This window comes from Ensifer sp. D2-11, from assembly GCF_054161295.1.
Genome location: NZ_CP096433.1, coordinates 1828013 through 1854018, shown reverse-complemented (window position 1 = coordinate 1854018; position 26006 = coordinate 1828013). Strand labels below are relative to the sequence as shown.

The following is a 26006-nucleotide window of genomic DNA, read 5'->3' as shown; positions in this document are numbered from 1 at the left end:
CGCCACCGTGCCCTACTCGATCACGATCAGGGGTTCGCCATATTCGACCGGAGCGGCGTCCTGCACGAGAATTTCCGTCACCTTGCCGGAGCGGGGGGCGGGAATCTGGTTCATCGTCTTCATTGCCTCGATGATCAGGATCGTCTGACCTTCCTTTACCACCGCACCGACTTCGATGAAGGGGCGGGAACCCGGAGCCGGGGCGAGATAGGCGGTGCCGACCATGGGGGCCGTCACTGCGTTCTTGGCATTGTGACCGCCTTCGGCGGCACCCTGGGGCGCACCAGCCGGCTGGCCGGCGGCGATGGCGGGCGGCACCTGGTAGGCGGGCATCGCCGGCATGGACATGGCAACAGGCGTGCCGTTCCGCGAAACGCGGATGCGCAGATCGTCCTGTTCCACTTCGATCTCGGTCAGGTCGGTATCGTTGAGGATATTGGCGAGATCACGGATCAGCGCCTGATCGATACCCGGTTTCTTTTCAGCCATGGGATATGAGCCTCGTGTTCTTCTTATTTGGATTTTTCCGTCAGGTTCTTTAGCGCATGCAGCGCCAGAATGTAACTCTGTGCGCCGAAACCGCAGATAACGCCTTTGACGGCCGGCGCGATCATCGACTTGTGCCGGAATTCTTCGCGCGCATGAATATTGGAAAGATGCAGCTCCACCACGGGGACGGTGATCGCCCGAATGGCATCGTGCATGGCGATGGAGGTGTGTCCGTAGGCGGCGGGATTGATGGCGATGCCGACTGCCTTTTCGCCAGCCTCGTGCAACCAGTCGACCAAGGTGCCCTCATGGTTTGACTGCCGGAAGTCGACGTCGAAGCCCAGGAGTTTGGCCTCCTCCTTGCACATGGCTTCGATGTCGGCAAGCGTCTTGCCGCCATAGATACCCGGTTCGCGTTTGCCGAGCGCGTTCAGGTTTGGGCCGTTCAGCACAAAGATAGTCGAAGGCATAAGGGATTCCGGTCCGGTGATGGAGGGTTACCTATAGACTGATGGTTCCCCGAGGAAAAGCCCCCTGGGTTCCCGCGGGATTTGTCCACAAGTCGTGCTGTTCCGATAGGGCGAAAGCCGCCGGCGTGCCGGCCGGCCGTCAGCAGACCGTCTTGCCGCACGCACGCATGTTGGCGACTTTCTGTTCGATCTCAGGCGCCCCGACAGCGCCGAAGACCGCCTCGTTGCCGACGACATAGGAAGGCGTTCCCGTGATGCCGAGCTCGTTGGCGAGCGTATAGGCTTCGCGCACCGAGGCATCATACGGCCCGTCATCCATCTTTTCGCGCAACTGCGCTTCCGTCACCCCGAGCTTGGCCGCAACGGCGATCGCGGTTTCCTCCGTCGCCCGTTCCTCTGCCCCGAGCAGGGCGCGATGGAAATCGCCGTATTTCTCCGGTGCGATCACGCGGAAGGCGGCGCTGACCTTGTGGGCCGCGAGCGAATCCGGTCCGAGAATTGGGAGCTCCTTGAGAACGAATCGGACATTCTTGTCCTTGGCGAGGATGTCGTCCATGTCGGACATGGCCCGTTTGCAATAGCCGCAGTTGTAATCGAAGAATTCGACGATCGTCACATCGCCATCCGGATTGCCGAGGGCTATGTCGTAGTCAGAGTTGAAGATCGCCTTCTTGTTGTCGGCGATTGCCGCCTGGGCGGTTTCCTGCTGCTTGGCCCGCTGCTTGGAGGTGAGCGCTTCCTGCACTTCCAGCATGATCTCCGGATTAGCGAGCAGGTACTCCTTGATGAAGGCGCCGAATTCCTCCTTCTGCTTGGCATCGAGCGCCGCCGCCGGCCCGGGCAGGGCGACGCCGGCAGCAAGCGCGATCAGGGATGCTGCGGCAATCATCTTCATCTTGAGCGTCATTCTTTCCTCGTGGTCTGCTGTTCTATGTCGGTCGTAGAGTCCGCACGCTTGCGTCAATGCGCCAGTTTGAAGACGACGACAAGTCCCGGCTTGCGCCGATTGGTTGAACCATAGGACCTGGCGCGGGCAAACGAAACGGCAAAATGGGCCGAATTGCGGCGTTCGCGGACTTGTGAAGCCGTAAGCGATGGGGCAAAGGGCATAGGGAAACTCGTGAGGACCAGTCATTTGGCACAGATGTCGAAACGCAGCGCAGTCGAGCCGTTCCACGCCATGGACGTGCTGGCCGAAGCCACGCGGCGGCGCGATTGCGGCCACCCGGTAATATCCATGGCGGTCGGTCAGCCCGCGCATCCGGCGCCGAAAGCGGCACTCGATGCTGCAAAGCGGGCGCTCGATCACGGTCGGCTCGGCTATACGGACGCTCTTGGCACACTCTCCCTGAAGAGGGCGATTGCCGCTCATTATCACAGCCGGCACGGCATCACGCTCGATCCGCAGCGGATTGCGGTGACGACCGGATCGTCGGCCGGGTTCAATCTCGCTTTTCTCGCCCTGTTCGATCCGGGCGATCGCGTGGCCATCGCCCGGCCGGGCTATCCCGCCTATCGCAACATCATGGCCGCGCTCGGCCTCGAAGTGGTCGAGATCGAAGCCAATGCCGAGGCCGGCTTCACTTTGACCCCGGACAGCCTCGAGCGCGCCGCGGCACGTGCCGGAAAACCGCTGAAGGGTGTGCTTCTCGCAAGCCCCGCGAACCCGACGGGAACGGTGACCGGCAAGGCGCAGCTGAAGGCGCTCGCCGACTATTGCCGGGACCACTCGATCGCCTTCATTTCCGATGAGATCTATCACGGCCTTACTTTCGCCGGGGAGGAGACGACGGCGCTTGAAGTCGCCGACGACGCCGTCGTGATCAACTCCTTCTCCAAATATTATTGTATGACCGGATGGCGCATCGGCTGGATGGTTCTGCCCGAGGCGCGGGTGCGTGCCTTCGAGCGCATCGCGCAGAGCCTCTATATTTCGCCGCCGGAGCTATCACAGATTGCCGCAGAGGCGGCTCTCGGCGCGCATGAGGAGCTCGACGGCTACAAGCGCGCCTATGCCGCGAACCGCGCATTGCTGCTCGAACGGCTGCCGCAGATCGGCTTTTCGATCGCCTCGCCGATGGACGGCGCATTTTACGCCTATGCGGATGTCAGCCGCTTCACCAATGACAGCATGGCCTTCGCCCGTCGGATGCTGGCCGAGATCGACGTTGCGGCAACGCCCGGCTTCGACTTCGATCCCCTCGAAGGGCATCGCACCATGCGCTTTTCCTATGCGGGCGCGGCTACCGAGATGGAGGAGGCGATGAACCGCATCGCGCGCTGGCTGGCCTAGATCACGATGTTTTTAGGTCGGGTCGACCTAAAAACATGAACGTGATCGATTCCAATAGGTTAGAGCGGGATGCGGGCGGAAAACCGCACACACTTTTCATCATCCCGCTCTAAGGCCTGTTGAGATTCATCCGGAGTTTATGACGGCTGCTGCGAGATGGGTGATGGCGTTGGAGCTCTGGGCTGTTTTGTCGGCGCGCATGGCCTGGCTCTAACCGGCCTGTGAAACCTATCGGAGGACTGCAATCTCTCCTCACCTCATCCCTGTGACGAGCACAGGGATGAGGTAATCAAACAAGCCGCCCCGGGTATCCCGGATCTCAACAGGCCTTTAGAGCGCTTCACGTTTCACTGGACGGCGAAACGCTTTCGGTCGTTGGACCAAGCACCTCCGGACGGAGAGCTGTCATGCTTTGCGTGGAAGTGCTCTGCTCCAGACATGGGTATCCGCACATCGGCCGGTTACGCGTGGCTTACCAATTGCCGGGGTCTGCAGTGTGATCGACACTGGCAAATTCATCTGCCTTTTTCCGGTCCAGTGTCAGGCTGGTTGCAATCTTCGTTTCATCCGTGACCGAATAATGCAGAGGTGCCGGCCCGTTGGTCAGTTGCTGATACATGAGCAAGGCGGCCTCCTCGGCAGTGTCGGCTTCGAACTCTTCCGTAACGATGACTGTGAACTTGCGCATGGCCTCGTCCTCCCTGCGGGAAAGTATAGAGCGGGATAAGGAAAAGCGTGTGCCGCTTTCCGTCCCGAAAGTGCGGAGTTTTCAAAGAGGCAGGTCACAACTGAGCCGCCACGCGGCCCCAGCCATGAAAAAGCCCGGATCGCTCCGGGCTTTTTCCTATTCTTCTTAGAAGAAGCCGCGGCGCTGCCACCAGCCGCCCTTTTTGGGTTTTGTCGGCTCCTCTTCGCCCTCGCCCTTGCTGGACGTCACGACCGGCTCGGTAGCGATCGCCGACAGATCCCGGTTTGCGCGCGCGGGCTTTGCGCCTTCCAGATCGGCAACAGCTTCCTCCACGGCCTCGGGGGCGGCTTCGGTTGCTTCGGGTTGGGCCTCGACGGTCTTCTCGGCTACTTCATCGACACTCTCGGCCGGCTCCTCGGCCTTGACTGCTTTCTTGCGGCTGCGCCGGGGTTTTGCCGGTTTCGGCTCCTCCGCTGCTGCCTCGACGGCAGCGGCTGCCGCGATATCCGGTGACGTCTCCTCGGCTGCCGCGGCTGGGGCGACTTCCGCCTCTGCGTCGTCGCCGGCTCCTTCGCCGGCGTCTGCAGCCATGCCGGTCTCGCCCTCGGCTTCGGCCAGTTCGTCCTGACGACTGCGGCGGCCGCCACGCTTGCCGCGGCGGCGACGCTTGCGCTTCTGCTCGCTATCGCCATTCAGGGCATCCGTAGCTTCGCCTTCATCCTCGGCATCGTCCACGGCGGCTTCGTCGCCGGTCTCGTCCTCAGCCGCGTCGGCGGCGTCAGCGAAGGCTTCGTCCGCCCCCTGACCCGCACCCTTGCCGCGCCGGCGGCGACGACGCTTGCGCTTGCGGCCGCCTTGTTCGTCGGTCTGCCCCTTTTTCGGGTCCTGACGCTCGGCAGCAATCTCTTCCACTTCCTCTTCGTCGGATTCCTCCTCGATGAGGACCTCTTCTTCGTCTTCCGGCTCCGGCTCGAACTGCAGGATCTGGTCGATCCTCACCGGATTTTCGACCGGTTCACCGCGATCGATCGCGAAGTGCTGCGCACCGACATGGGCGTCCGCTTCGATGAAGATGGAGACACCGAAGCGCTGCTCGTAGTCCGTGATCGAACTGCGCTTCTGATTGAGCAGGTAGAGCGCGATATCGGGTGTCGTCCGCACGCTGATGTCGTGCGTGGTGTTCTTGAGCAGATGTTCCTCGATGCCGCGCAGGACATGCAGGGCAACGGAGGATTGCGAGCGAATGTGGCCCGTGCCGTTGCAGTGCGGGCAGGTCTGCATTGTGCTTTCCAGCACCGAGGCGCGGATGCGCTGGCGAGACATTTCGAGCAGGCCGAAATGCGAGATGCGGCCGACCTGGATACGGGCACGATCGTTCTTCAGGCAATCCTTTAGCTTCTTCTCGACGGAGCGGTTGTTCCGCTTCTCTTCCATGTCGATGAAGTCGATGACGATCAGGCCGGCAAGGTCGCGAAGGCGCAATTGCCGCGCTACTTCCTCGGCTGCCTCGAGATTCGTCTGGAGAGCCGTATCCTCGATCGAGTGCTCGCGCGTCGAACGACCGGAGTTCACATCGATGGAAACCAGAGCTTCGGTCTGGTTGATGATGATGTAGCCGCCCGACTTCAGCGTCACCTGCGGCTGCAGCATGCGATCGAGCTGTGCTTCGATGCCGGAGCGGGAGAAGATCGGATGCACGTCGCGATAGGGCTGCACGACCTTTGCGTGGCTCGGCATCAGCATCTTCATGAAGCCCTTGGCTTCCTTGTAGCCTTCCTCGCCCGAAACGACGATCTCGCTGATGTCCTTGTTGTAGAGGTCGCGGATCGATCGCTTGATAAGGCTGCCCTCCTCGTAGACGAGGCAGGGGGCAGTCGAGTTCAGCGTCAGCGTGCGGACGTTCTCCCACAGGCGCATGAGATATTCGAAGTCGCGCTTGATCTCGACTTTCGTGCGATTGGCTCCGGCGGTGCGCAGGATCACACCCATCCCCTGCGGCACGTCGAGACCGCGGGCGATCTCCTTCAGACGCTTGCGGTCCTGCAGGTTGGTGATCTTGCGCGAAATACCGCCGCCGCGCGCCGTGTTCGGCATGAGAACGGAGTAGCGGCCGGCGAGCGAAAGATAGGTCGTGAGTGCCGCACCCTTGTTGCCGCGCTCTTCCTTTGCGACCTGCACCAGCAGGATCTGCCGGCGCTTGATCACTTCCTGGATGCGGTACTGCTTGCGCGGCTTGCGGATATGACGATCCGCCACCTCTTCCATGGCATCTTCGGCGCCGACGGATTCGATGATTTCCTTTTCGCCGTCGTGATTGTCGTCGTCATCGTCGTCGTCACGCTGACGGCGCGCGTCGATATCCTCGGAGATCGAGTCGGTATCGACCACCGCGGCCATTTCGTTCTTGTCGCCTTCGCCGTCTTCCGACGGGCCGCTTTCAGGCGCCACGGCCTCTTCGCCGGCCTTCGGCTTCGCGCGGCGGGTACGCTTCGGCTTGGCCTTGGCCTTGGGCTTCTCCGCAGCGGCCTCAGCGGCTTCTCCGGCTGCCTCGGCGGCTTCGGCCTGTGCCACGACTTCGGCAACCGTATCGCCAGCCGGCGCGAATTTCTGTTCCGCCACGGTCTCGTTCGGCTCGTCATCGTCGCGGCGAGCCTCTTCGGCTTCCGCCTTCAACAGGGCCTGACGATCGGCGAGGGGAATCTGGTAGTAGTCGGGATGGATTTCGGCGAAGGCCAGAAACCCGTGGCGATTGCCGCCGTAATCGACGAAGGCCGCCTGGAGCGACGGCTCCACTCTGGTTACCTTCGCCAGGTAGATATTGCCGCGGATCTGCTTCTTATGTTCCGATTCGAAATCGAATTCTTCTATGCGGTTTCCGCGTACGACAACGACGCGCGTCTCCTCTGAGTGAGACGCATCGATAAGCATTTTCTCTGCCATCTAAGCTGTGCTCCTCGGCGCGGCGGGACGACAGACAGAGTGCCTTTTTCAAGAAGGCTGTCGAAGACGTCGGAGGCTGCGCCGGATATAAAAGGTCCTGTTTGGCGCAAGCGATGGTGCAGCAGCCAGACGGCAGCCGGAACGCTAAGGTCCCGGGGCCGCTCTACTTCTGACCGATACTGCTGAGTCACATCAAAGACCAAACAAGAATGCCAATGTCCTGGACCTCTGGAAGAGGCCCGATGAATGCGCCCGCTTGCGGGCATCCGGTGAAATTCACCATCAAGAACTCCGGCCACCGCCGGAAATTTGCGAACCAGTATACGGAGGAGGAAATGCGGCGACGGCGGATGAATTCCTGCGGCCGCGGAAGCTTGATACGGTTGCAACCGGTTGTTCCGGCTCGATCACTCCCTGGCGCCAAGCTCGTCTAAAAGCTCCGGCTGCCCGGCCGACGATTCTATCCCGTCAACACTTTCTCCTTGTGACGCTTTTATGTTTTCCATGTCACATTGGCAAGGGAAAAGCCTTTGCCGCCACAATATTGATCGATTCGCTTGCGCGGGTGTAACCGGACCTTCAGGAGAAGACTGCGCCGGCTGAGGGGCGGTGCCGCGGCCCCCGTGTCAAGCTTTGGTTAACCCTGAGGGTTCATTGGTTGAGGGGCGGATAAGGGCAGCCGGGGAGACCTTCGCCGGTATATTGATTGGATGGATGCGGGGTTTCAGGTGAAGCGTTCGGCGACTAGGCTGTGTTCAATGGAGGCGATCGGGCGTCATCGCGGCATGCGCATGTTCGTCGCTGCCTTTGGTGCCGTTTTGCTTCTCTTGTCACCCGTGGCGGTCGTGCGCGCCGGCGAGCCGGTGCCTCTCCTCGCCTATGCCGCGCGGATTGCCGGCGACGATGCCCGCACGCGCCTGGTCATCGAGTTCGATCGCGAGCCGGCCTTCTCCATCCACTACGTCGCCAATCCCGTTCGCGTCATCGTCGACCTGCCGGAAACGTCGTTCGGACTGAAGCCGGAGAGCCTGCAGCCTCGCGGGTTGTTCGACGCCATCCGCTATGGCGGAATGGGGGCAGGGGCCTCGCGGCTCGTGCTCTCCGCCAACGGGCCGACGGAGGTGACCCATGCGGAAGTGAAGCCGGTGGAGGACGGGAAGGGCTTTCGCCTCGTGCTCGATGCTGAGAGGATCGGCCAGGACCGCTTCGACAAGCTCCTGGCCGAGCAGCAGTGGACGGGCACGGTGCCCTCCGCCAAGACCGACCGGCCGGCCGCCGCGCCGCCCCCGAAGGCCGGCGTTTTCGTGGTTGCGATAGATGCCGGGCATGGCGGAATCGATACCGGTGCGATCGGCGGCGTCACGAAAACCGAAGAGAAACATGTGACCCTTGCCTTCGCGAAGGAGCTGGTGGAACGGCTCAATCACGAACCCGGCATCGAGGCGTTTCTGACGCGGGAGCGCGACGAATTTCTCTCCCTGCCTCAACGCGTGCAGATCGCACGCCAGCGAGGCTCCAACCTGTTCATTTCGGTTCACGCCGACACGTTGCGGCAAAAGGAAATTCGGGGCGCCACGGTCTACACGATCTCCGACAAGGCGTCCGACCACCTCGCGGCCGATCTTGCCGCACGCGAGAATCTCTCCGACGAGATTGCCGGGATTCCGCTCGAAAGCGAGCCGGCCGAAGTCGCGGATATCCTCATCGATCTCACCCGCCGCGAAACGCAGGCTTTCTCGGTCAATCTCGCCCGAAGCGTCATTTCCTCGTTCGAAGGGCAGATCAAGCTGATCAACAATCCCCACCGTCATGCGGGGTTCCGCGTCCTGCAGGCGCCGGACGTGCCCTCGGTGCTGCTCGAGCTCGGTTTCCTGTCGAACAAGGAAGATGAGAAGCAACTGCTCGATGCGGAATGGAGGAAGAAGGTATCCACGCTGCTTGCGGACGCCGTGCAGCGCTACCGGAACTCCGCGGTTGCAAACGGCGGTTGAATGCGCAGGGCGTTCCGGGATCCTTGATTTCGCGCCTGCCCGACGCCACTGAGTGGGGATGTGATTTGTGTCGACCCGGTAACAGCGATATGCTTTTCAGCAGATGCGCACCGTATAATCCGATAACAGCCCTATTTTACTCACAATCCGGGCCCCTTAGGGGGAGGGCGTCCCGATTTGTTGGGAAACGGTGTTGATGCTTCAGGTTCCTGGCCATATGAGGGAGCCCAAACGCGTATAACTGCAAATGCCAGACGATTTCTTTGGAAGAGTTTGGCGAGGTCGGCTTCCTTCGCGGAAAACGAGCGTTCGGGCATTCGGCGACCTCGCAATGGGACGATAATTAGATACCGGTACCTGACTGATGATCAGACTGATTGGATATTTTTTCGGCATTGGTGCGTTTCTGCTGCTTGGCACAGCCGCGGCCGTCGCGATCTATCTCGGCGCCATCACGAAGGACCTCCCCGATTACGAGGTTCTGGCCAATTATGCTCCGCCGGTGACGACACGCTTCCATGCGGGTAACGGCGCGCTGATGGCCGAATATGCGCGCGAGCGCCGGCTATATCTGCCCATTCAGGCAATACCCGATCGCGTAAAGGCCGCATTCATCTCGGCGGAAGACAAGAACTTCTACCAACATCCGGGCATCGACGTGACGGGCCTCGCGCGCGCCATCGCCGTCAACCTGCAGAATTTCGGCTCCGGTCGGCGCCCCGTCGGCGCCTCGACGATCACCCAGCAGGTCGCCAAGAACTTCCTTCTGAGCTCCGACCAGACGCTCGATCGCAAGATCAAGGAAGCGATCCTCTCCTTCCGCATCGAACAGGCCTACAGCAAGGACCGCATTCTCGAGCTCTATCTCAACGAGATTTTCTTCGGGCTGAATTCCTACGGAATCGCCGGCGCGGCGCTGACCTATTTCGACAAGTCGGTGACGGAACTGACGATTGCCGAGACCGCCTATCTTGCGGCCCTGCCCAAGGGGCCGGCCAATTATCACCCGTTCCGCAAGGTCGAGGCTGCGATCGAGCGCCGCAACTGGGTGATCGATCGGATGGTCGAAAATGGTTACGTCACCAAGGCTGACGGCGAGGAGGCAAAGCAGCAACCGCTCGGCGTCAAGCCGCGCCGCGGCGGCGCGCACCTCTTCGCCTCCGACTTCTTCGCCGAGGAAGTGCGCCGCCAGATCATCCAGAAATACGGCGACAAGGCCCTTTACGAGGGCGGGCTTTCCGTGCGTACCTCGCTGGATCCGCGGCTGCAGATTGCGGCGCGCAAGGCGCTTCAGGACGGGCTTTTGAGCTACGACGAGCGGCGGGGCTTCCACGGACCGGTGAAAACGATCGAGATCGGCGGCGACTGGGGCGAGCCGCTGAGCAAGATCCCCATGCTCAGCGACGTGCCGGAATGGAAACTGGCGGTCGTGCTCTCGGTAGACAGCGAAGGCGCCGAAATCGGCATCCAGCCGGACAAGGAAGTCTCGGGCAAGATCGTTCCTGAACGGGTGACCGGGCGCATTGCCGCCAAGAACATGCAGTGGGCCCACCGCTCCGCCGGCGGCAAGCGCAAGAGCGCCAAGTCGCCGGAAGAGGTCTTCGGCCCGGGCGACGTCGTCTATGTCGAGCCGTTGGAGGAGGCCGGCGAATATCGGCTGCGCCAGCCGCCGAAGGTTCAGGGCGGATTGGTCGCGATGGACCCGCATACCGGCCGCGTGCTGGCGATGGTCGGCGGGTTCTCCTACGGACAGTCCGAGTTCAACCGCGCGACGCAGGCGATGCGTCAGCCCGGTTCCGCCTTCAAGCCCTTCGTCTACGCGGCCGCCCTCGACAACGGCTATACGCCGGCATCGGTCATTCTGGATGCGCCCATCGAGATCGTCGCGGGCGGTCAGGTCTGGCGCCCCGAAAACTACGGCGGCGGCTCTGCCGGACCGTCGACGCTCCGCCTCGGCATCGAAAAATCGCGCAACCTGATGACGGTCCGGCTTGCCAACGACCTGGGCATGAACATCGTCGCCGAATATGCCGAACGTTTCGGGATCTACGACAAGATGGCACCGCTTCTTGCGATGTCGCTCGGTTCCGGCGAAACGACGGTGCTGCGTCTCGTTTCCGCCTATGCCGTCATCGCCAATGGCGGCAAGCAGATCAAGCCGTCGCTGATCGACCGGATCCAGGACCGTTACGGCAAGACCATCTTCCGCCACGAGGACCGGGCCTGCGAGAATTGCAATGCCGACGATTGGGAAGCGCAGGAAGAGCCGGTGCTGATCGACAATCGTGAGCGGGTCCTCGATCCGATGACCTCCTATCAGATCACCTCCATGATGGAAGGCGTCGTCGCGCGGGGGACCGCGGCAGGCAAGATCAAGCTCGATCGCCCTGTCGCCGGCAAGACCGGCACGACCAATGACGAGAAGGACGCCTGGTTCGTGGGTTACACTCCCGACCTCGTCGCGGGGCTCTATCTCGGCTTCGACGATCCGGCACCGCTCGGGCGCGGGGCGACCGGCGGCGGCCTGTCGGCGCCGATCTTCAACGCCTTCATGCAGAAGGCCGTGGAGGGTACTCGTCCCGGCAAGTTCGTGGTGCCGGAAGGCATGAGCCTCATTCCCGTCAACCGCAAGACCGGCATGGCGGCCGTCGAGGGCGAGCCGGACACGATCATCGAAGCCTTCAAGCCGGGAACCGGCCCTGCGGACACCTTCTCGGTCATCGGCGACCTCGACGAATATGCGCCGCCGGAAGAGATATTGAGAACCTCTCCGCAGGCCAACCAGGCGGTAACCTCCGGCTCCAACGGACTGTTCTGACCCCTTTCCATTGCACGCAATGCCCGTCGCCTTTACATCGGCGGCGGGCATCGCTATTTGACCGTCACGTTCGAAAAATCACCTGAAGAAGCAGGATCATGCGCAGCGAAATCGAGAACATCGTCGACGAAATCAAGCAGGCCATAAGCCTGCTGAGGAGGCATCTTTGACTGGGACCAGGCGGTAAGACGACTGGACTGGTTGAACAACAAGGCGGAAGACCCGTCGCTCTGGAACGACGCGGCCGAGGCGCAGAAGCTGATGCGGGAGCGCCAGCAGCTCGATGACGGCATCAATGGCCTGCGCCGCTTCGAGCAGCAGCTCAACGACAACATCGAGCTCATCGAACTCGGTGAAGAGGAGGGCGATTCGGCGATCGTCGCGGAGGCCGAGGAAGCGCTTCGCCAACTGCGCGGCGAGGCGGCGAAAAAGCAGGTCGAGGCCATGCTTTCGGGCGAGGCCGACCAGAACGACACATATCTCGAAGTCCATTCGGGCGCCGGCGGCACGGAAAGCCAGGACTGGGCGAACATGCTGCTTCGCATGTATACCCGATGGGCCGAACGCCAGGGCTACAAGGTCGAGCTCATGGAAATCCAGGACGGGGAAGAAGCGGGCATCAAATCGGCCACGCTCCTCGTCAAGGGGCACAATGCCTATGGCTGGCTGAAGACGGAATCGGGCGTGCATCGCCTCGTCCGCATTTCTCCGTATGACAGCAACGCTCGCCGTCATACGTCCTTTTCGTCCATCTGGGTCTATCCCGTCGTGGACGAATCGATCCAGATCGACATCAACGAAAGCGATTGCCGGATCGATACCTACCGCTCCTCGGGCGCCGGCGGTCAGCACGTCAATACGACCGATTCGGCCGTGCGCATCACGCATATGCCGAGCGGCATCGTGGTGCAGTGCCAGCAGGAACGCTCGCAGCACAAGAACCGCGCCAAGGCATGGGACATGCTTCGCGCGCGGCTCTACGAGGCCGAACTGAAGAAGCGCGAGGAGGCGGCCAACGCCGAGGCGGCATCGAAGACCGATATCGGCTGGGGTCACCAGATCCGCTCCTACGTCCTGCAGCCCTACCAGCTGGTGAAGGATTTGAGGACGGGAGTCGAAAGCAGCAGCCCGGGCGACGTGCTCGACGGTGAACTGAATGAATTCATGGAGGCAGCCCTTGCGCATCGCGTCAGCGGCGGCGCGGATGCGGCCGTCGACGACCTGAGCTGATTGCCAGTGCTCCGGTGTTGAGGGGGCATGCGCGGCGTGCGGCCTACGCTGAAAGCCGCCCCTCGGTTGAGGGGCAATCCCGACCGAGCGGGGTTGAGGCGGTTGGGTTCGCGAGGGATCCCTTTCATGAGCAGTATCCGCCGCACCGGCGCGCAAGAGATATGTGCATGCCGTAGCGTTCTGACGGGGAGAAGGGACATGCGGGTTCCTCCCTGTGCTCGTTCTACGCCCGTCCTATGCTCCTTCTACGATGGAGAGGGGGCTGGGATTTTGCGGCTTGTCCCTTCGCCCCGCTTGCGGGGAGAAGGTGCCGGCAGGCGGATGAGGGGCGAAGTTCGGTGCTCACATCTAACCCTCAATTCGTCGCCCGCTCGACTTTGATGTCGCCGAGCTCATCGATGAGGACCGTCCAGGACTCGGGCTCGGTCGCGCCAGCGTCGGTCTTCAGATAAACCGTCGCGAACATGCCCGGCTGCGGCGTGATCCCCGTCGAGGTTTCGGGGCGAATATCGGTGACATAGGGTTTCAGCGCCGTGAATTCCTCGAGTTCCGCGGAGGAAACCACCTCGGGGCCGGTCGGAGTTGAGGCGATCTGTTGCAGATGGACCTGCGCGGTGCCGTCCTCCTGTCGAATGGCAATCAGTTTATAATAGCCGCGCCGTCCCCCGGGCGCAGCAGACTTCGCACTCTTGTCGCCGTCGCTGTTTTCGTCCGGCTGCAGCGCGCCGCCGCTCTCCTCCCAAAAGCCCGTGCTCGTCACGAAGATGACATTCGGGGGCAGGAGGTCGCTTTCCTGGGCGCATAGCCCGCCTGCGGGGCAGGGTCAGGCAGAGCGTTATCAGCAGGGCCTTGTGCATGTGGATATCCTTCGCAACCGAACGCCGGGACCGCGAGGCACGCTACCGCCCGTGATCATACCATATCGCTCGTGCAACGTGTGATTTCAATTGGAGAACTGCTCGGCCAGGATTCGATCGGACCAGGAATGGTCCGGATCCGAAAGGATCCGCGCAGTGAGCTTCTCCGATTCGGCGATGCGGACATGCACGACGGACTTGACTTCCTGGTGATCGGCCACGGCGTTGACCGGTCGCTTGTCGGCCTCGAGGATTTCGATGTCCACTGTTACGTGATTCGGCAACAGCGCCCCGCGCCAGCGCCGCGGCCGGAAGGGGCTGACGGGCGTCAGCGCCAGAAGCGGCGCTTCCAACGGCAGGATCGGCCCGTGCGCAGACAGATTATAGGCGGTGGAGCCCGCAGGCGTTGCCAGAAGCAGCCCGTCGCAGGTCAATTCGTCGAGCCGCGTCTTTCCGTCCACCATGACCTTCAGCTTCGCGGCCTGGTAGGACTGGCGAAAAAGGTAAACCTCGTTGATGGCAAGCGCGGCGAACTTATCGCCGTTGACGTCCGTTGTGCGCATCTCGAGCGGATGAAATGCGTTCTCGTCGGCATTGGCGATGCGCTGATGCAGGTTCTCGGTGCTGTAGCGGTTCATCAGGAACCCGACCGAGCCGCGGTTCATCCCGTAGACGAGCTTGCCGGTATTCATCGTCCTGTGCAGCGTGTGCAGCATGAAGCCGTCGCCGCCCAGCGCAACGATCACGTCGGCCTTGTCCGGATCATGATCCCCATAGACGGCCCGGAGATCCTCGGCCGCCTTCTGCGCTTCCTCCGCCGGCGATGCGATGAAGGCAAGGGAGTTGAACTTGCGGGCCATGAACTCAGTCCGTCTGTCATCGCGGGGGCAGGGGCGCTTCCGCTTGTTTTCACATCAATTTAGGCGGGCGGCGCTGTAGACGCCACGGTCGCTTTTTCTGGCACGGCCTCGGCGCGAACGCATCCGAAAAATTGGGAGAAGCTGCATTTTTGCTTTACACCGGGGGAGAATATGGTAACTCCCAGCGCTAATATGCCCTTATAGCTCAGTTGGTAGAGCGGCTGATTTGTAATCAGTAGGTCGGGAGTTCGAGTCTCTCTGGGGGCACCATAATCCCAAAAATAAACACGCCCGTACAAGCTTCATCCGATTGAACCCTGGGGCTCCGGCAGAATTCCATCGGCCCGAAGTGGCTGTAGCCGCCTGACCCGTCGCATCAAATCTCGAACGATGCCGCTGGCCTCGGATCGACCTCGCGGCAGCGCTCCAGCGCCTTGATCAGATTTTCCGCCAGAAAGTCGATGAGGGCGCGGGTCGCGGGCAGCAGGCCGTGGCGCGAGGGGAAGACGAGGTGGACCATGACGTTGCCGGAGGTCCACTCCGGCAGGACCGGAACCAGGGCGCCGGTTCGGAAGGCGCGCTCGCAAATATGGTCGGGCAGCAGCGCTATGCCCATGCCTTCGATGGCCGCGCGCTCGAGGATGAGAAAATCGCTGCAGCCGACGACGGGCCGGTGAGCGATCTCGATCGCTCCCCCGGTTGCGTGTACGAGCCGCCAGACATCATTGGGGTGCTGCTCGTTCATCGACAGCGTCGGCATTTGCGAAAGATTGTCGGTCGTGATCTCGCCGAGGCGCGCGAGAAGCGTCGGGCTGGCGGCGAGGCGTTGGCGCACCTCGCCGAATTTGCGGACGATCAGCTGGCTGTCGGTGTCGAGCTGGTCGCGCGCGCGCAAGGCCACGTCGATCCTTTCCTCGATGAGATCGATCCGCCGGTTGGAGGCGGTGATCAGCAGGCGGACGCCCGGATATCGGCGGTGGAAGGCGGGCAGGATGTCGGCGAGCATCGGTGTGAAGCCGATAGGACAGGCGAGCCGGACGACGCCCGTCGGCTCGGCGCGCACTGCGGCGATCTCGGCTTCGGCTGCGGCCACGCCGTCGAGCAACCCCTGGGCGTGCTCGTAGAAGATGCGGCCGACCTCGGTCATCCGAAGCTTGCGCGTCGAGCGCTCGAGCAGGCGCACGCCCAATTGCTCCTCCAGGCGTGCGACATGTTTGCTGAGCTTGGATTTCGGCACGTTCAGGTCGCGCGCGGCGGCGCTGAAGCCGTTGTGTTTGACGACTGCGGCGAAGAGCGCGATATCGTTGAGATCCTGCATGAGTGCCTCCCATCAAAGGCGGTATCGACGATCGGTGCAGCTCGTCGTCCATTGGAGGGCGACGATTGGAGCCCAGGCGGCCACCTGTTCGCGATATATGCCGAATTGTTTCCCTGGGGAAACGGAATGTCAAATATTCGCTGACTTATCGAAGGATTGTTTGCAGATCATATGTGATGCACCGCAACGTAAGCAAAGGTGCTTCCCATGAAAATCCTTCACATCGACTCCGGCATTCTCGGCGAACACTCCGTCTCCCGCCGCCTGACATCGGCAATCGTCTCGCAGCTCAAGGCCGACCGGCCCGATGCGGAGATCACCTATCGGGATCTCGCATCCGAACGCGTTCCGCACCTGACCGGCGCACAGATCATGGCGCCTGCAGATCTCGAAGGTGTCGACGCCCTTTTGGCCGCTGATGTTCGCATCGGCCGCCAGATGCTCGAGGAATTCCTGGCTGCGGACACGGTCGTCGTCGGTGCGCCGATGTACAACTTCTCGATCCCGAGCCAGCTCAAGGCGTGGATCGACCGCTTGGCCGTTGCCGGCAAAACCTTCCGCTACACCGAAGCAGGACCGGAAGGCCTCGCCAAGGGCAAGAAGCTGATCGTCGCCTCCACCCGTGGCGGTCATTATTCGGTCGCCCCGGCTTCCGCCATGGACCACCAGGAAACCTATCTGCGGTCGGTCTTCGGTTTCTTCGGCATAACGGACATCGAGTTCATCCGCGCAGAGGGCCTGAATCTCGGCCCCGACCAGAAGCAGTTCGCCATCGCCGAAGCCGAAAAGACGATTGCCGAGGGCAACGTTCTGAAGCTCGCGAGCTAACCATTCGGCCGGCGCTGTGGCGCCGGTTCGTTGCGGAGGATGCCGGCCGAGCGATCAGCCGGCATTCTCCGTTTCTGATCGGGTCGAAACTGCGCTATTCTGTCGGGCATGAAATGCGTGCGCGCCCTGCGGTTTCTGGCGTTGTCGCTCGCGGCCGTCGCCCTGGTGGCCGGAAGTGTTTCCGCGTCTGCGCCGGGCGGGCGTTGCACCTGCCGACACCGCGACGGAGCGAAATACGAACTCGGGCAGACTGCCTGCATCCGCATCGGCGATATCTCCTATCTCGCGCGCTGCGAAATGAACCTCAACGTCACGACATGGAAAAGATTGCAGGACGGCTGCCCGACGGCGGGGCTCGCCGTGACGATCGTCCCGTCGGCTCCTATCCCTTAAGATGATGTCTCGCCGCGTACATCGCGATGGCGGCGGCATTCGACACGTTCAGCGACTTGATCGCGCCGGGCATGTCGAGCCGGGCGAGCGCCTTGACCGTCTGCCGCGTCTTCTGGCGCAGGCCCTTGCCCTCCGATCCGAGCACGAGCGCGATCTTGTCGCCGGCGAATGTGCCTTCGAGCGGCTGCGGCCCCTCGGAATCGAGGCCGATCGTCATGAAGCCGAGTTCGTGGAGCTCTTCGAGGGTGTCGGCGAGATTGGTGATCTGGATATAAGGAATGAGTTCCAGCGCACCCGAGGCCGATTTCGCCAAAACACCCGATTCGGTCGGACTGTGGCGCATCGTCGTAATGAGTGCGCCTGCGTCGAAGGCGACCGCCGAGCGCATGATCGCTCCGACATTGTGGGGGTCGGTCACCTGATCGAGAACGAGAATCAAGGGGCAGTCGCGAAGAGCCTCGAGCTTGCGGTGCGGCAGAGGCTGCGTCTCCAGCATCACGCCCTGGTGAATGGCATCGGGCCCGAGTATCCGGTCGAGTTCCTGCGGCGTTACAGTCTCGGTCGGGAAGGGGAGCGCCGTGAGATCTCCGAGATCCAGGCGTGCGGCGGCGTTCTGCGTGACCGAGAGGCGGATGATGCGGCGTTCCGGATTGTCGAGGGCTGCGCGGACCGTGTGCAGGCCGTAGAGGAGCACCTGGTCCGGGGCGAGTGCCGGCGGCTTCCAGTCGGCGGACAGCTTTGCGCGCTTGTCCTGACGCGGGGTTGGAATCTCCCCGCGTTCGCGCCTTGCGTCCCGGTGCGCACGGCGGAGATTTGCATAATGGGTGTCTCTGGCGCTCTTGTCGCCGGTCTTGTCCTTGCTCATGCCGGTCTTATAGTGAGCTTCGCCCCGGGTTGAAACTGATTTCGGAAAATCGCCGCTGCGGCCGGCTGTGGAGAAATTCTGAAAATTTGCATTTCGCCGTGTTGACAGGACGAATGCAGGCGGTCATATACCCGGCGCAGATCGAGGGGCGGCGACAAACGGCGCCGGTTCTTACGCGATCTCAAATGCTTGGTCGATTGATCCCGACAGAAAAATGGAGGGATGCCCGAGTGGTTAAAGGGGACGGACTGTAAATCCGTTGGCTCAGCCTACGTTGGTTCAAATCCAACTCCCTCCACCATTCTGCTTCAGGATCGAAGGCCCGCGGGTATAGCTCAATGGTAGAGCAGCAGCCTTCCAAGCTGAATACGCGGGTTCGATTCCCGCTACCCGCTCCAGCTTCTTTTTCAAAGCATAACAAAAATTCCGCTGCACTTTAGGTTTGTGCCGCATGCGCCTGTTTACGTTCTGTTTTCCGGCCTGAGGCGTTGCGCTTTGGGTGCTTCTGCCGCCGCTTGCCGCTGCCTTTCTAAGGAGGCGAGACCTTGCCGTTCCGGCGCACGCAATTAAGTCTTGCGCAAATCCGACGAAACCCTTAAACGGCTCGACAAACCGGCCCCGCCGGCTGATCCATCCGATTTGACCACAGGAAGCGTACCCATGGCAAAGAGCAAATTTGAGCGCAATAAGCCGCACGTCAACATTGGCACGATTGGCCACGTTGACCATGGCAAGACGTCGCTGACGGCAGCGATCACGAAGTATTTCGGCGAGTTCAAGGCGTATGACCAGATTGACGCTGCGCCGGAAGAAAAGGCCCGCGGCATCACCATTTCGACGGCGCACGTCGAATACGAGACGCCGAACCGTCACTATGCGCATGTCGACTGCCCCGGCCACGCCGACTACGTCAAGAACATGATCACCGGTGCGGCGCAGATGGACGGCGCGATCCTGGTTGTTTCGGCCGCTGACGGCCCGATGCCGCAGACGCGCGAACACATCCTGCTGGCCCGCCAGGTCGGCGTTCCGGCGATCGTCGTGTTCCTGAACAAGGTCGACCAGGTCGACGACGCGGAACTGCTCGAGCTCGTCGAGCTGGAAGTGCGCGAACTGCTGTCGTCCTACGAATTCCCGGGCGACGACATTCCGATCGTCAAGGGTTCGGCTCTGGCCGCGCTTGAAGATTCGGACAAGAAGATCGGCGAAGACGCGATCCGCGAGCTGATGGCTGCGGTCGACGCCTACATCCCGACGCCTGAGCGTCCGATCGACCAGCCGTTCCTGATGCCGATCGAAGACGTGTTCTCGATCTCGGGCCGCGGTACGGTCGTGACCGGTCGCGTCGAGCGCGGCATCGTCAAGGTCGGTGAGGAAATCGAGATCGTCGGCATCCGTCCGACGACGAAGACGACCTGCACGGGCGTTGAAATGTTCCGCAAGCTGCTCGACCAGGGCCAGGCCGGCGACAACATCGGCGCGCTGCTTCGCGGTGTCGACCGCAACGGCGTCGAGCGCGGTCAGATTCTGTGCAAGCCGGGTTCGGTCAAGCCGCACCGCAAGTTCAAGGCTGAAGCCTACATCCTGACGAAGGAAGAGGGTGGCCGTCACACGCCGTTCTTCACCAACTACCGTCCGCAGTTCTACTTCCGCACGACGGACGTGACCGGCATCGTGACGCTTCCGGAAGGCACGGAAATGGTCATGCCGGGCGACAACGTCACGGTTGACGTCGAGCTGATCGTGCCGATCGCGATGGAAGAAAAGCTGCGCTTCGCTATCCGCGAAGGCGGCCGCACCGTCGGCGCAGGCATCGTCGCCTCCATCGTCGAGTAATTCCGGTTCGGATCGGACTTCCAACCCCCGCGGGCAACCGCGGGGTTTTTTTATGGCGGATTACCAAATCAACGCTTTTTGAAGCGGTGGGGCGATCTCTTTCGCGTGTGATGTCTGCAACAGTGTTTGCATAGTCCCACACGCGACGTCCGATTATCACGGGACCTTGCCGCCGGTCCGTGTTACCTTCCGGTCCTGACGACTTGCGAATGGCAACGGTTGCGGCCTACAGCGCCGCGCGTCTTTGCCAAACGCGCAAAGGTTTCACCGTAGCGCGTTGAAATTGGTGCATGTCTTGTCCTTCGATCGGTTCCGGTCAAAGGACATATGCAGCAGGATCGGAATCCAATGAGAAGACGTATTTCCACGCGGCTTGCCGCGGCTGGCATCGTTTTGATCTGCGTCGGGAAGTCCCCGCAATTCGCCTCGGCCGCCGATGACCGCCCGCTTATCTGGTCGCCTTCCAAGACCGGCGCCAACGCCTACAAATTCCGGTTCGGCGTTCGCCGGACGGGGCGGTGGAACACGTCCGCCGGCGCCGAAGTCTCGATGGACGCGACACGCTCGGGCAAGATCAATCCGCCCGGCGCGCCGGTCCGCCTCTGGGGAACGGTTTCGCGCGGGAGCGGGCGAGGGGCGGTCACGCGTTCCTCTCAGGTCAGCGTGGATTACAATGCCTTGCGAGGGACCGGCAACTTCGGCGCCGGTACCGCGCGCAGCTGGATCGTCACGCCCACGCTCGATGCGGAGGTCCACAGGAGCATCGCTCTCCAATGCAACGCCTATGAGAACCGGTGCAGCGAACCGAGGCTGACGCAATCCGCCAAGCTCGTGTCTCCCGCAAGCCGAACGTCGCTCACCGTGCAGAGCCAGGTTTCGCGTGACGGCATCAGTGGTGTGAGCCGGATTGGGGTGGAACAGAATTTCGGAAATCTGCGCCTCGGCGCGGCGGTCGCCGATCCGTTGCTGGCGCCGCGGAGCGTGGTCGATGTCCGCTATAGTCTGAAGTGGTGAATCCGGCAGGAACACCCGGTGGCACGCACGATCGATCTTGCGCAAAGGCGCAAAGTACCTAACCTACGGAGCGGCGCATACAGTACAGTCGCTGCAGCACGTCTTCTTCTGCGTGGGGATATATCATGAAAAAGCGAATTCTGTTTACCGGCGGCTCGGGGAAGGCCGGGCGGCACGCCGTGCCCTATCTCGTCGAGGCCGGCTATGACGTGCACAATGTCGATCTCGTGCCGCTCGACAGCCCCGGCGTCACCAATCTGATCGCCGACATCACCGACAGCGGCCAGATGTTCAATGCGCTGTCGATGCACCGGGACTTCCCCGATCTCGACCGCGGCACGCAGCCCTTCGATGCCGTCGTGCATTTCGCGGCCATTCCGCGCATCCTCATCAAGCCCGACAACGAAACCTTCCGGGTCAACGTGATGGGGACCTACAACGTCATCGAGGCGGCGGTGAAGCTCGGCATCCGAAAGATCATCGTCGCTTCCAGCGAGACGACCTATGGCGTCTGCTTTGCGGAGGGGCACCGTGACTTCCATCATTTTCCTCTCGAAGAGGATTACGACGTCGATCCGATGGATTCCTACGGGCTCTCCAAGGTGGTGAACGAGAAGACGGCGAGGGCCTTCGCGGAGCGCTCCGGGTTCGATATTTACGCCTTGCGCATCGGTAACGTGATCGAGCCGCATGAATATGCAGACTTCCCGCATTATTTCGCCCATCCGGAGATCCGCAAAAGGATCGCCTGGAGCTATATCGATGCCCGCGACCTCGGCCAGATCGTGAAGCTCTGCGTTGAGAAGGATGGCCTGGGCTTCGCGATATTCAACGCCGCGAACGACACGGTCTCGGCCAACACGCCTTCGCGCGAATTGGCCAGGCAGTTCTATCCGAATGTTCCCTTCACGCGCGAGATCGGCGAATTCGAAGGGCTGCTTTCCAATCGCAAGATCCGCGAGGTCCTTGGTTTCAAGGAAGAGCATGACTGGCGTAAATATGTGCGGCTGAACGACTAGGGTATGTTGAGATTCGTCTTGAGTTTATGACGGCTGCTGCGAGATGGATAATGGCGTACGTTGAGACGCGGGATGCAGCGGAAAACCGCACACACTCTGCGTCGCAGCCGCCGATCGAGCGTCCGCTGAAATTTTGTCGATTCTTTTTTGGCTTTTGCTGCGAATGCGCTTGAAAGCGTCCGGCAAACTGAATATTAAGCCGCTGACTTGGGACGCAGCCGGTTCGGGTTGCGTCGCGGCACCGTAGGGGTATAGCTCAGTTGGTAGAGCGGCGGTCTCCAAAACCGCAGGTCGGGGGTTCGAGCCCCTCTGCCCCTGCCATTCTCCCGATCCTGCCGTGTTGGGATGCGTGGGAAGGCGGCACGGCCGTCTTTGTATATTCACAAAAAAGGCTGATTGGCTCTTGTGGTTTTCGCAATCGGTCTTTATGTAGGGTCCAAACAGACACGCGGTGCGTGGGGCTGACACGTCGGCTTTACGCGCCGTAATGGCGTGAGCATTATATGGCATCCAAAACAAATCCATTTGCGTTTCTGCAGCAGGTGCGCGCTGAAACGTCGAAAGTGACTTGGCCTTCACGGCGCGAGACGACGATCTCGACGCTGATGGTTTTCGTCATGGTCTCTTTTGCCGCCGCCTTTTTCTTTGGTGCGGACCAGTTGCTGGGTTGGGTGATGAGCCTGATCCTCAACGTTGGCGCTTGATTGGGTGGAGAGTAGCATGGCTGCGCGCTGGTATATTGTTCACGCCTATTCGAATTTTGAAAAGAAGGTCGCCGAATCGATCGAGGAGAAGGCCAAGCAGAAGGGCCTCACACATCTGTTCGAGAAGATTCTCGTGCCGACCGAGAAGGTGGTCGAGGTCCGTCGCGGACGAAAAGTCGATGCGGAGCGGAAGTTCTTTCCGGGTTATGTTCTCGTTCGCGCCGATCTGACCGACGAGGCCTATCACCTTATCAAGAACACGCCGAAAGTGACGGGTTTCCTTGGTACGGACAGCAAGCCGGTGCCGATTCCTGATCATGAGGCCGATCGCATTCTCGGTCAGGTGCAGGACGGCGTCGAGCGCCCGAAGCCTTCGGTCTCGTTCGAGATCGGCGAGCAGGTCCGCGTTTCCGACGGCCCCTTCGCATCGTTCAACGGCACCGTTCAGGATGTCGATGAAGAGCGGTCGCGCTTGAAGGTCGAGGTGTCGATCTTTGGCCGCGCGACGCCTGTCGAGCTGGAATACGGCCAGGTCGAAAAGGTCTGATAGAGCGTAAGCCAATAGGAATGGGCAGGTCGATTCATCGGCCTGTTCGGCGGAGCGATCCGCATCGCGTGGGAGGTTTCCGACCTTAAGCCGGGTCGGTTCATCCGCACCACGCAACCGCAGCCGCCGATCGATCGATCGGCAAATGGCCGGGCAACCGGCTGATGAGCTCCCTTTTCGGCCTCGCCGCAAAGGAGCAGTGAAAGGCAGAGAGAAATGGCTAAGAAAGTTGCAGGCCAGCTCAAGCTGCAGGTAAAGGCCGGCTCGGCGAATCCGTCGCCGCCGATCGGTCCTGCGCTTGGTCAGCGTGGCATTAACATCATGGAATTCTGCAAGGCGTTCAACGCCGCCACGCAGGAAATGGAAAAGGGTATGCCGATCCCGGTCGTCATCACCTATTACCAGGACAAGTCCTTCACATTCGTCATGAAGCAGCCGCCGGTCAGCTACTTCCTGAAGCGCGAAGCGAAGGTCCAGGCGGGCTCCAAGACCCCGGGCAAGGCCAAGGCCGGCTCGATCTCCAAGGCTCAGATCCGCACGATCGCAGAGGCCAAGATGAAGGACCTCAACGCGGCCGATATCGATGGCGCAATGGCGATGGTTGAGGGCTCGGCCCGCTCCATGGGCCTGGAAGTGACGGGCTAAGACCATGGCGAAGATTGCAAAGCGTGTACAGAAGTCCCGCGAGGGCGTCGATCCGACGAAGCTCTATGGCCTCACCGAAGCCGTGACGCTGGTCAAGGAGCGTGCGACGGCCAAGTTCGACGAAACGATCGAAGTCGCGATGAATCTCGGCGTCGATCCGCGCCATGCCGACCAGATGGTCCGCGGCGTGGTCAATCTGCCGAACGGCACCGGCCGGTCGGTTCGCGTCGCCGTTTTCGCCCGTGGCGCGAAGGCTGACGAAGCCAAGGCTGCCGGCGCCGACGTCGTCGGTGCGGAAGAGCTCGTCGAAATCGTCCAGGGCGGCAAGATCGACTTCGATCGCTGCATTGCGACCCCCGACATGATGCCGCTCGTCGGCCGTCTCGGTAAGGTTCTCGGCCCCCGTGGCATGATGCCGAACCCGAAGGTCGGCACCGTCACCATGGACGTCACCGGAGCCGTGAAGGCTTCGAAGGGCGGCGCGGTCGAGTTCCGCGTGGAGAAGGCAGGTATCGTTCACGCCGGCATCGGCAAGGCTTCCTTCGATGCCAAGGCGCTCGAAGAGAACATCCGGGCCTTCGCAGATGCCGTGATCAAGGCAAAGCCGACCGGCGCCAAGGGCAATTACGTCAAGCGCGTAGCTGTTTCTTCGACGATGGGCCCCGGCCTCAAGGTCGACCCGGCAACGATCAGCGCTGCCTGATAGATAGTTTGACGGGCTTCGGCCCGTAACCAGATTTCCGGCCTTTCGGGGCCGGAAATTCCGGGCCTACCGCCCGGAACTCCTGTCCGAGATTGCGGGTGGTTTTACCTTAATCACCTGGCCCGCATGAGACGGGTAAGATCTGAATTTCACGAAGACGCGGACGCGTCGGAATTCGGTTCGAACCTCGCTTGCCTTGTGTCAGACCCGGCTCCCCGGGAACGCCAAGGGACAGGATCCTCAAGCGTTGCTTGGGATCGAGAATGATCCCGGGTGACAAAGGCAAACCCGGCAGGGCTGCGATGAGCAACCCTGCCAACTGGAGACAGACAGTGGAAAGAGCGGAAAAACGCGAATTCGTCACGGAGCTGAACGAAGTCTTCAAGGCTTCCGGTTCGGTTGTCGTGGCCCACTATGCTGGTGTCACAGTTGCGCAGATGAACGACTTCCGTTCGAAGATGCGCGCTGCTGGCGGCACCGTCAGAGTCGCGAAAAACCGCCTGGCCAAGATCGCTCTTCAGGGCACGGAGTCTGAAGGGATGACCGATCTCTTCAAGGGGCAGACGCTGATCGCTTTCAGCGAAGACCCCGTAACGGCTCCGAAGGTCGTCATGGATTTCGCAAAGACCAACGACAAGCTCGTTGTTCTGGGCGGCGCCATGGGGGCAACCACGCTCAACGCCGAAGGTGTCAAGTCGCTTGCGACCCTGCCTTCGCTCGACGAGCTGCGCGCGAAGCTGCTGGGCCTCATCAACGCCCCGGCAACCCGCGTCGCGACGGTTGTCGCAGCACCGGCAAGCCAGCTTGCCCGCGTGTTCTCGGCCTATGCCAAGAAGGACGAAGCCGCCTGAGGCGGAATTTCGCTGTTGTATTTAAAACCAGTTCGAACCGAACAAAAGGAAAAGTAAAATGGCTGATCTCGCAAAGATCGTTGAAGACCTCTCCTCGCTGACCGTCCTGGAAGCTGCTGAGCTTTCCAAGCTTCTCGAAGAAAAGTGGGGCGTTTCCGCCGCTGCTCCGGTAGCCGTTGCTGCTGCCGGTGGTGCTGCTGGCGCTGCTGCTCCGGTCGAAGAAGAAAAGACCGAGTTCGACGTCATCCTGACGGATGCCGGCGCGAACAAGATCAACGTCATCAAGGAAGTCCGCGCCATCACCGGTCTCGGCCTCAAGGAAGCCAAGGACCTCGTCGAAGGCGCTCCGAAGGCCGTCAAGGAAGCCGTTTCCAAGGCTGAAGCTGCTGACCTCAAGAAGAAGCTCGAAGACGCTGGCGCGAAGGTCGACGTCAAGTAATTCGACGAAATGCGAAAGGGAGGTGGCCCTCGTGGCCGCCTCTCTTTGACCGTTTTTAGAACATATTACCCAAAAGCCTGTCGAAAACGGCTTTTGGGTAATGGGTTCTTCAAGAGGATGGTCCCGATCGAAGGACAGCACAGCATTCCGCGCTGGCGTCTTTCGAATGCTGGACGAGATTGAACTACCCATTGATTGACGGGGTCGA

The 26006-nt window shown here is 61.4% G+C and carries 23 protein-coding genes, 4 tRNA genes and 1 pseudogene; 19 read left to right on the top strand and 9 right to left on the bottom strand.

Going from position 1 to position 26006, the window contains the following annotated elements; translation table 11 throughout:
* Nucleotides 1-12 precede the first annotated feature (12 nt).
* The 3 genes from accB to M1D34_RS09000 all read right to left on the bottom strand — a co-directional run bounded on the left by accB (nt 13) and on the right by M1D34_RS09000 (nt 1866).
* Nucleotides 13-489 (bottom strand): acetyl-CoA carboxylase biotin carboxyl carrier protein, encoded by a 477-nt coding sequence (gene accB / locus M1D34_RS09010; protein WP_003533074.1) that lies wholly within the window; start codon nt 487-489, stop codon nt 13-15.
* Between the two features lie 23 nt (nt 490-512).
* Nucleotides 513-959 (bottom strand): type II 3-dehydroquinate dehydratase, encoded by a 447-nt coding sequence (aroQ, locus tag M1D34_RS09005; protein WP_003533076.1) that lies wholly within the window; start codon nt 957-959, stop codon nt 513-515.
* Nucleotides 960-1098: 139 nt separating this feature from the next.
* The gene (locus tag M1D34_RS09000) at nt 1099-1866 is read right to left on the bottom strand and encodes a DsbA family protein (protein ID WP_003533078.1); all 768 of its coding nucleotides are present in this window, start codon (nt 1864-1866) and stop codon (nt 1099-1101) included.
* Nucleotides 1867-2094: 228 nt separating this feature from the next.
* Between M1D34_RS09000 and M1D34_RS08995 the strand changes: the two genes are divergently transcribed.
* Nucleotides 2095-3252 (top strand): pyridoxal phosphate-dependent aminotransferase, encoded by a 1158-nt coding sequence (locus M1D34_RS08995; RefSeq protein ID WP_498781713.1) that lies wholly within the window; start codon nt 2095-2097, stop codon nt 3250-3252.
* 472 nt (nt 3253-3724) lie between these two features.
* Here M1D34_RS08995 and M1D34_RS08990 read toward each other — a convergent pair whose 3' ends face one another.
* Both M1D34_RS08990 and M1D34_RS08985 read right to left on the bottom strand, forming a co-directional pair.
* Nucleotides 3725-3940 (bottom strand): hypothetical protein, encoded by a 216-nt coding sequence (locus M1D34_RS08990; protein WP_153314175.1) that lies wholly within the window; start codon nt 3938-3940, stop codon nt 3725-3727.
* Between the two features lie 165 nt (nt 3941-4105).
* Nucleotides 4106-6880, bottom strand: a complete 2775-nt coding sequence (locus M1D34_RS08985) for an Rne/Rng family ribonuclease (RefSeq protein WP_498778749.1) — start codon at nt 6878-6880, stop codon at nt 4106-4108.
* A gap of 758 nt (nt 6881-7638) precedes the next feature.
* Here M1D34_RS08985 and M1D34_RS08980 point away from each other — a divergent pair.
* The 3 genes from M1D34_RS08980 (at nt 7639) to prfB (ending at nt 12919) form a co-directional block, all read left to right on the top strand.
* On the top strand, nt 7639-8871 hold the full coding sequence (locus M1D34_RS08980; protein WP_003533086.1) for an N-acetylmuramoyl-L-alanine amidase: 1233 nt from the start codon (nt 7639-7641) through the stop codon (nt 8869-8871).
* 364 nt (nt 8872-9235) lie between these two features.
* Complete coding sequence (locus M1D34_RS08975; RefSeq protein WP_498778747.1) at nt 9236-11689, top strand: penicillin-binding protein 1A; 2454 nt, start codon at nt 9236-9238, stop codon at nt 11687-11689.
* 98 nt (nt 11690-11787) lie between these two features.
* Nucleotides 11788-12919, top strand: a protein-coding gene (gene prfB / locus M1D34_RS08970) for a peptide chain release factor 2 (RefSeq protein ID WP_013844294.1) whose coding sequence is annotated in 2 segments (ribosomal slippage) — nt 11788-11856 and nt 11858-12919 — 1131 coding nt in all. Because the reading frame shifts where the segments join, the coding sequence is not laid out codon by codon here.
* A 355-nt stretch (nt 12920-13274) separates the two neighbouring features.
* On the opposite strand, the pseudogene M1D34_RS08965 reads toward prfB, so the two are convergent.
* Both M1D34_RS08965 and M1D34_RS08960 read right to left on the bottom strand, forming a co-directional pair.
* A pseudogene (locus tag M1D34_RS08965) lies at nt 13275-13776 on the bottom strand (hypothetical protein).
* Between the two features lie 86 nt (nt 13777-13862).
* The gene (locus M1D34_RS08960) at nt 13863-14636 is read right to left on the bottom strand and encodes an NAD kinase (RefSeq protein ID WP_498778745.1); all 774 of its coding nucleotides are present in this window, start codon (nt 14634-14636) and stop codon (nt 13863-13865) included.
* A 194-nt stretch (nt 14637-14830) separates the two neighbouring features.
* Between M1D34_RS08960 and M1D34_RS08955 the strand changes: the two genes are divergently transcribed.
* A tRNA-Thr gene (locus M1D34_RS08955) sits at nt 14831-14906 on the top strand.
* Between the two features lie 106 nt (nt 14907-15012).
* Here M1D34_RS08955 and M1D34_RS08950 read toward each other — a convergent pair.
* Complete coding sequence (locus tag M1D34_RS08950) at nt 15013-15954, bottom strand: LysR family transcriptional regulator (RefSeq protein WP_010969186.1); 942 nt, start codon at nt 15952-15954, stop codon at nt 15013-15015.
* Nucleotides 15955-16161: 207 nt separating this feature from the next.
* On the opposite strand from M1D34_RS08950, the gene M1D34_RS08945 reads away from it, so the two are divergent.
* Together M1D34_RS08945 and M1D34_RS08940 are read left to right on the top strand one after the other, a co-directional pair.
* Nucleotides 16162-16782 (top strand): FMN-dependent NADH-azoreductase, encoded by a 621-nt coding sequence (locus M1D34_RS08945; protein WP_010969187.1) that lies wholly within the window; start codon nt 16162-16164, stop codon nt 16780-16782.
* Between the two features lie 108 nt (nt 16783-16890).
* Entirely contained in the window at nt 16891-17175 is a 285-nt protein-coding gene (locus M1D34_RS08940) for a hypothetical protein (protein WP_003533097.1), read from the top strand.
* Here M1D34_RS08940 and M1D34_RS08935 read toward each other — a convergent pair.
* Nucleotides 17165-18040 (bottom strand): TrmH family RNA methyltransferase, encoded by an 876-nt coding sequence (locus M1D34_RS08935; protein WP_498778743.1) that lies wholly within the window; start codon nt 18038-18040, stop codon nt 17165-17167. The two genes, M1D34_RS08940 and M1D34_RS08935, sit on opposite strands and share 11 nt — an antisense overlap.
* Before the next feature lie 216 nt (nt 18041-18256).
* Here M1D34_RS08935 and M1D34_RS08930 point away from each other — a divergent pair.
* The 12 genes from M1D34_RS08930 (at nt 18257) to rplL (ending at nt 25798) form a co-directional block, all read left to right on the top strand.
* Nucleotides 18257-18341 (top strand) — tRNA-Tyr (locus tag M1D34_RS08930).
* Between the two features lie 23 nt (nt 18342-18364).
* Nucleotides 18365-18438: transfer RNA gene (locus M1D34_RS08925), tRNA-Gly, on the top strand.
* A 262-nt stretch (nt 18439-18700) separates the two neighbouring features.
* The gene (gene tuf / locus M1D34_RS08920; RefSeq protein WP_010969189.1) at nt 18701-19876 is read left to right on the top strand and encodes an elongation factor Tu; all 1176 of its coding nucleotides are present in this window, start codon (nt 18701-18703) and stop codon (nt 19874-19876) included.
* 348 nt (nt 19877-20224) lie between these two features.
* Nucleotides 20225-20890 carry a hypothetical protein gene (locus M1D34_RS08915; RefSeq protein ID WP_028011733.1) on the top strand — a complete coding sequence of 222 codons (666 nt, stop codon included), beginning with the start codon at nt 20225-20227 and terminating at the stop codon, nt 20888-20890.
* 125 nt (nt 20891-21015) lie between these two features.
* Nucleotides 21016-21909 (top strand): NAD-dependent epimerase/dehydratase family protein, encoded by an 894-nt coding sequence (locus M1D34_RS08910; protein WP_003536178.1) that lies wholly within the window; start codon nt 21016-21018, stop codon nt 21907-21909.
* A 245-nt stretch (nt 21910-22154) separates the two neighbouring features.
* Nucleotides 22155-22230: transfer RNA gene (locus tag M1D34_RS08905), tRNA-Trp, on the top strand.
* 182 nt (nt 22231-22412) lie between these two features.
* On the top strand, nt 22413-22613 hold the full coding sequence (secE, locus tag M1D34_RS08900) for a preprotein translocase subunit SecE (RefSeq protein WP_003536180.1): 201 nt from the start codon (nt 22413-22415) through the stop codon (nt 22611-22613).
* 16 nt (nt 22614-22629) lie between these two features.
* Nucleotides 22630-23160, top strand: coding sequence for a transcription termination/antitermination protein NusG (gene nusG / locus M1D34_RS08895; RefSeq protein WP_003536182.1), 531 nt, complete (start codon nt 22630-22632; stop codon nt 23158-23160).
* Nucleotides 23161-23376: 216 nt separating this feature from the next.
* Complete coding sequence (gene rplK / locus M1D34_RS08890; protein WP_003536188.1) at nt 23377-23805, top strand: 50S ribosomal protein L11; 429 nt, start codon at nt 23377-23379, stop codon at nt 23803-23805.
* Between the two features lie 4 nt (nt 23806-23809).
* On the top strand, nt 23810-24508 hold the full coding sequence (gene rplA / locus M1D34_RS08885) for a 50S ribosomal protein L1 (protein WP_003536190.1): 699 nt from the start codon (nt 23810-23812) through the stop codon (nt 24506-24508).
* A 332-nt stretch (nt 24509-24840) separates the two neighbouring features.
* Entirely contained in the window at nt 24841-25359 is a 519-nt protein-coding gene (gene rplJ, locus M1D34_RS08880; protein ID WP_003536192.1) for a 50S ribosomal protein L10, read from the top strand.
* 58 nt (nt 25360-25417) lie between these two features.
* Nucleotides 25418-25798 carry a 50S ribosomal protein L7/L12 gene (gene rplL, locus M1D34_RS08875; protein WP_003536194.1) on the top strand — a complete coding sequence of 127 codons (381 nt, stop codon included), beginning with the start codon at nt 25418-25420 and terminating at the stop codon, nt 25796-25798.
* Nucleotides 25799-26006: the final 208 nt, after the last annotated feature.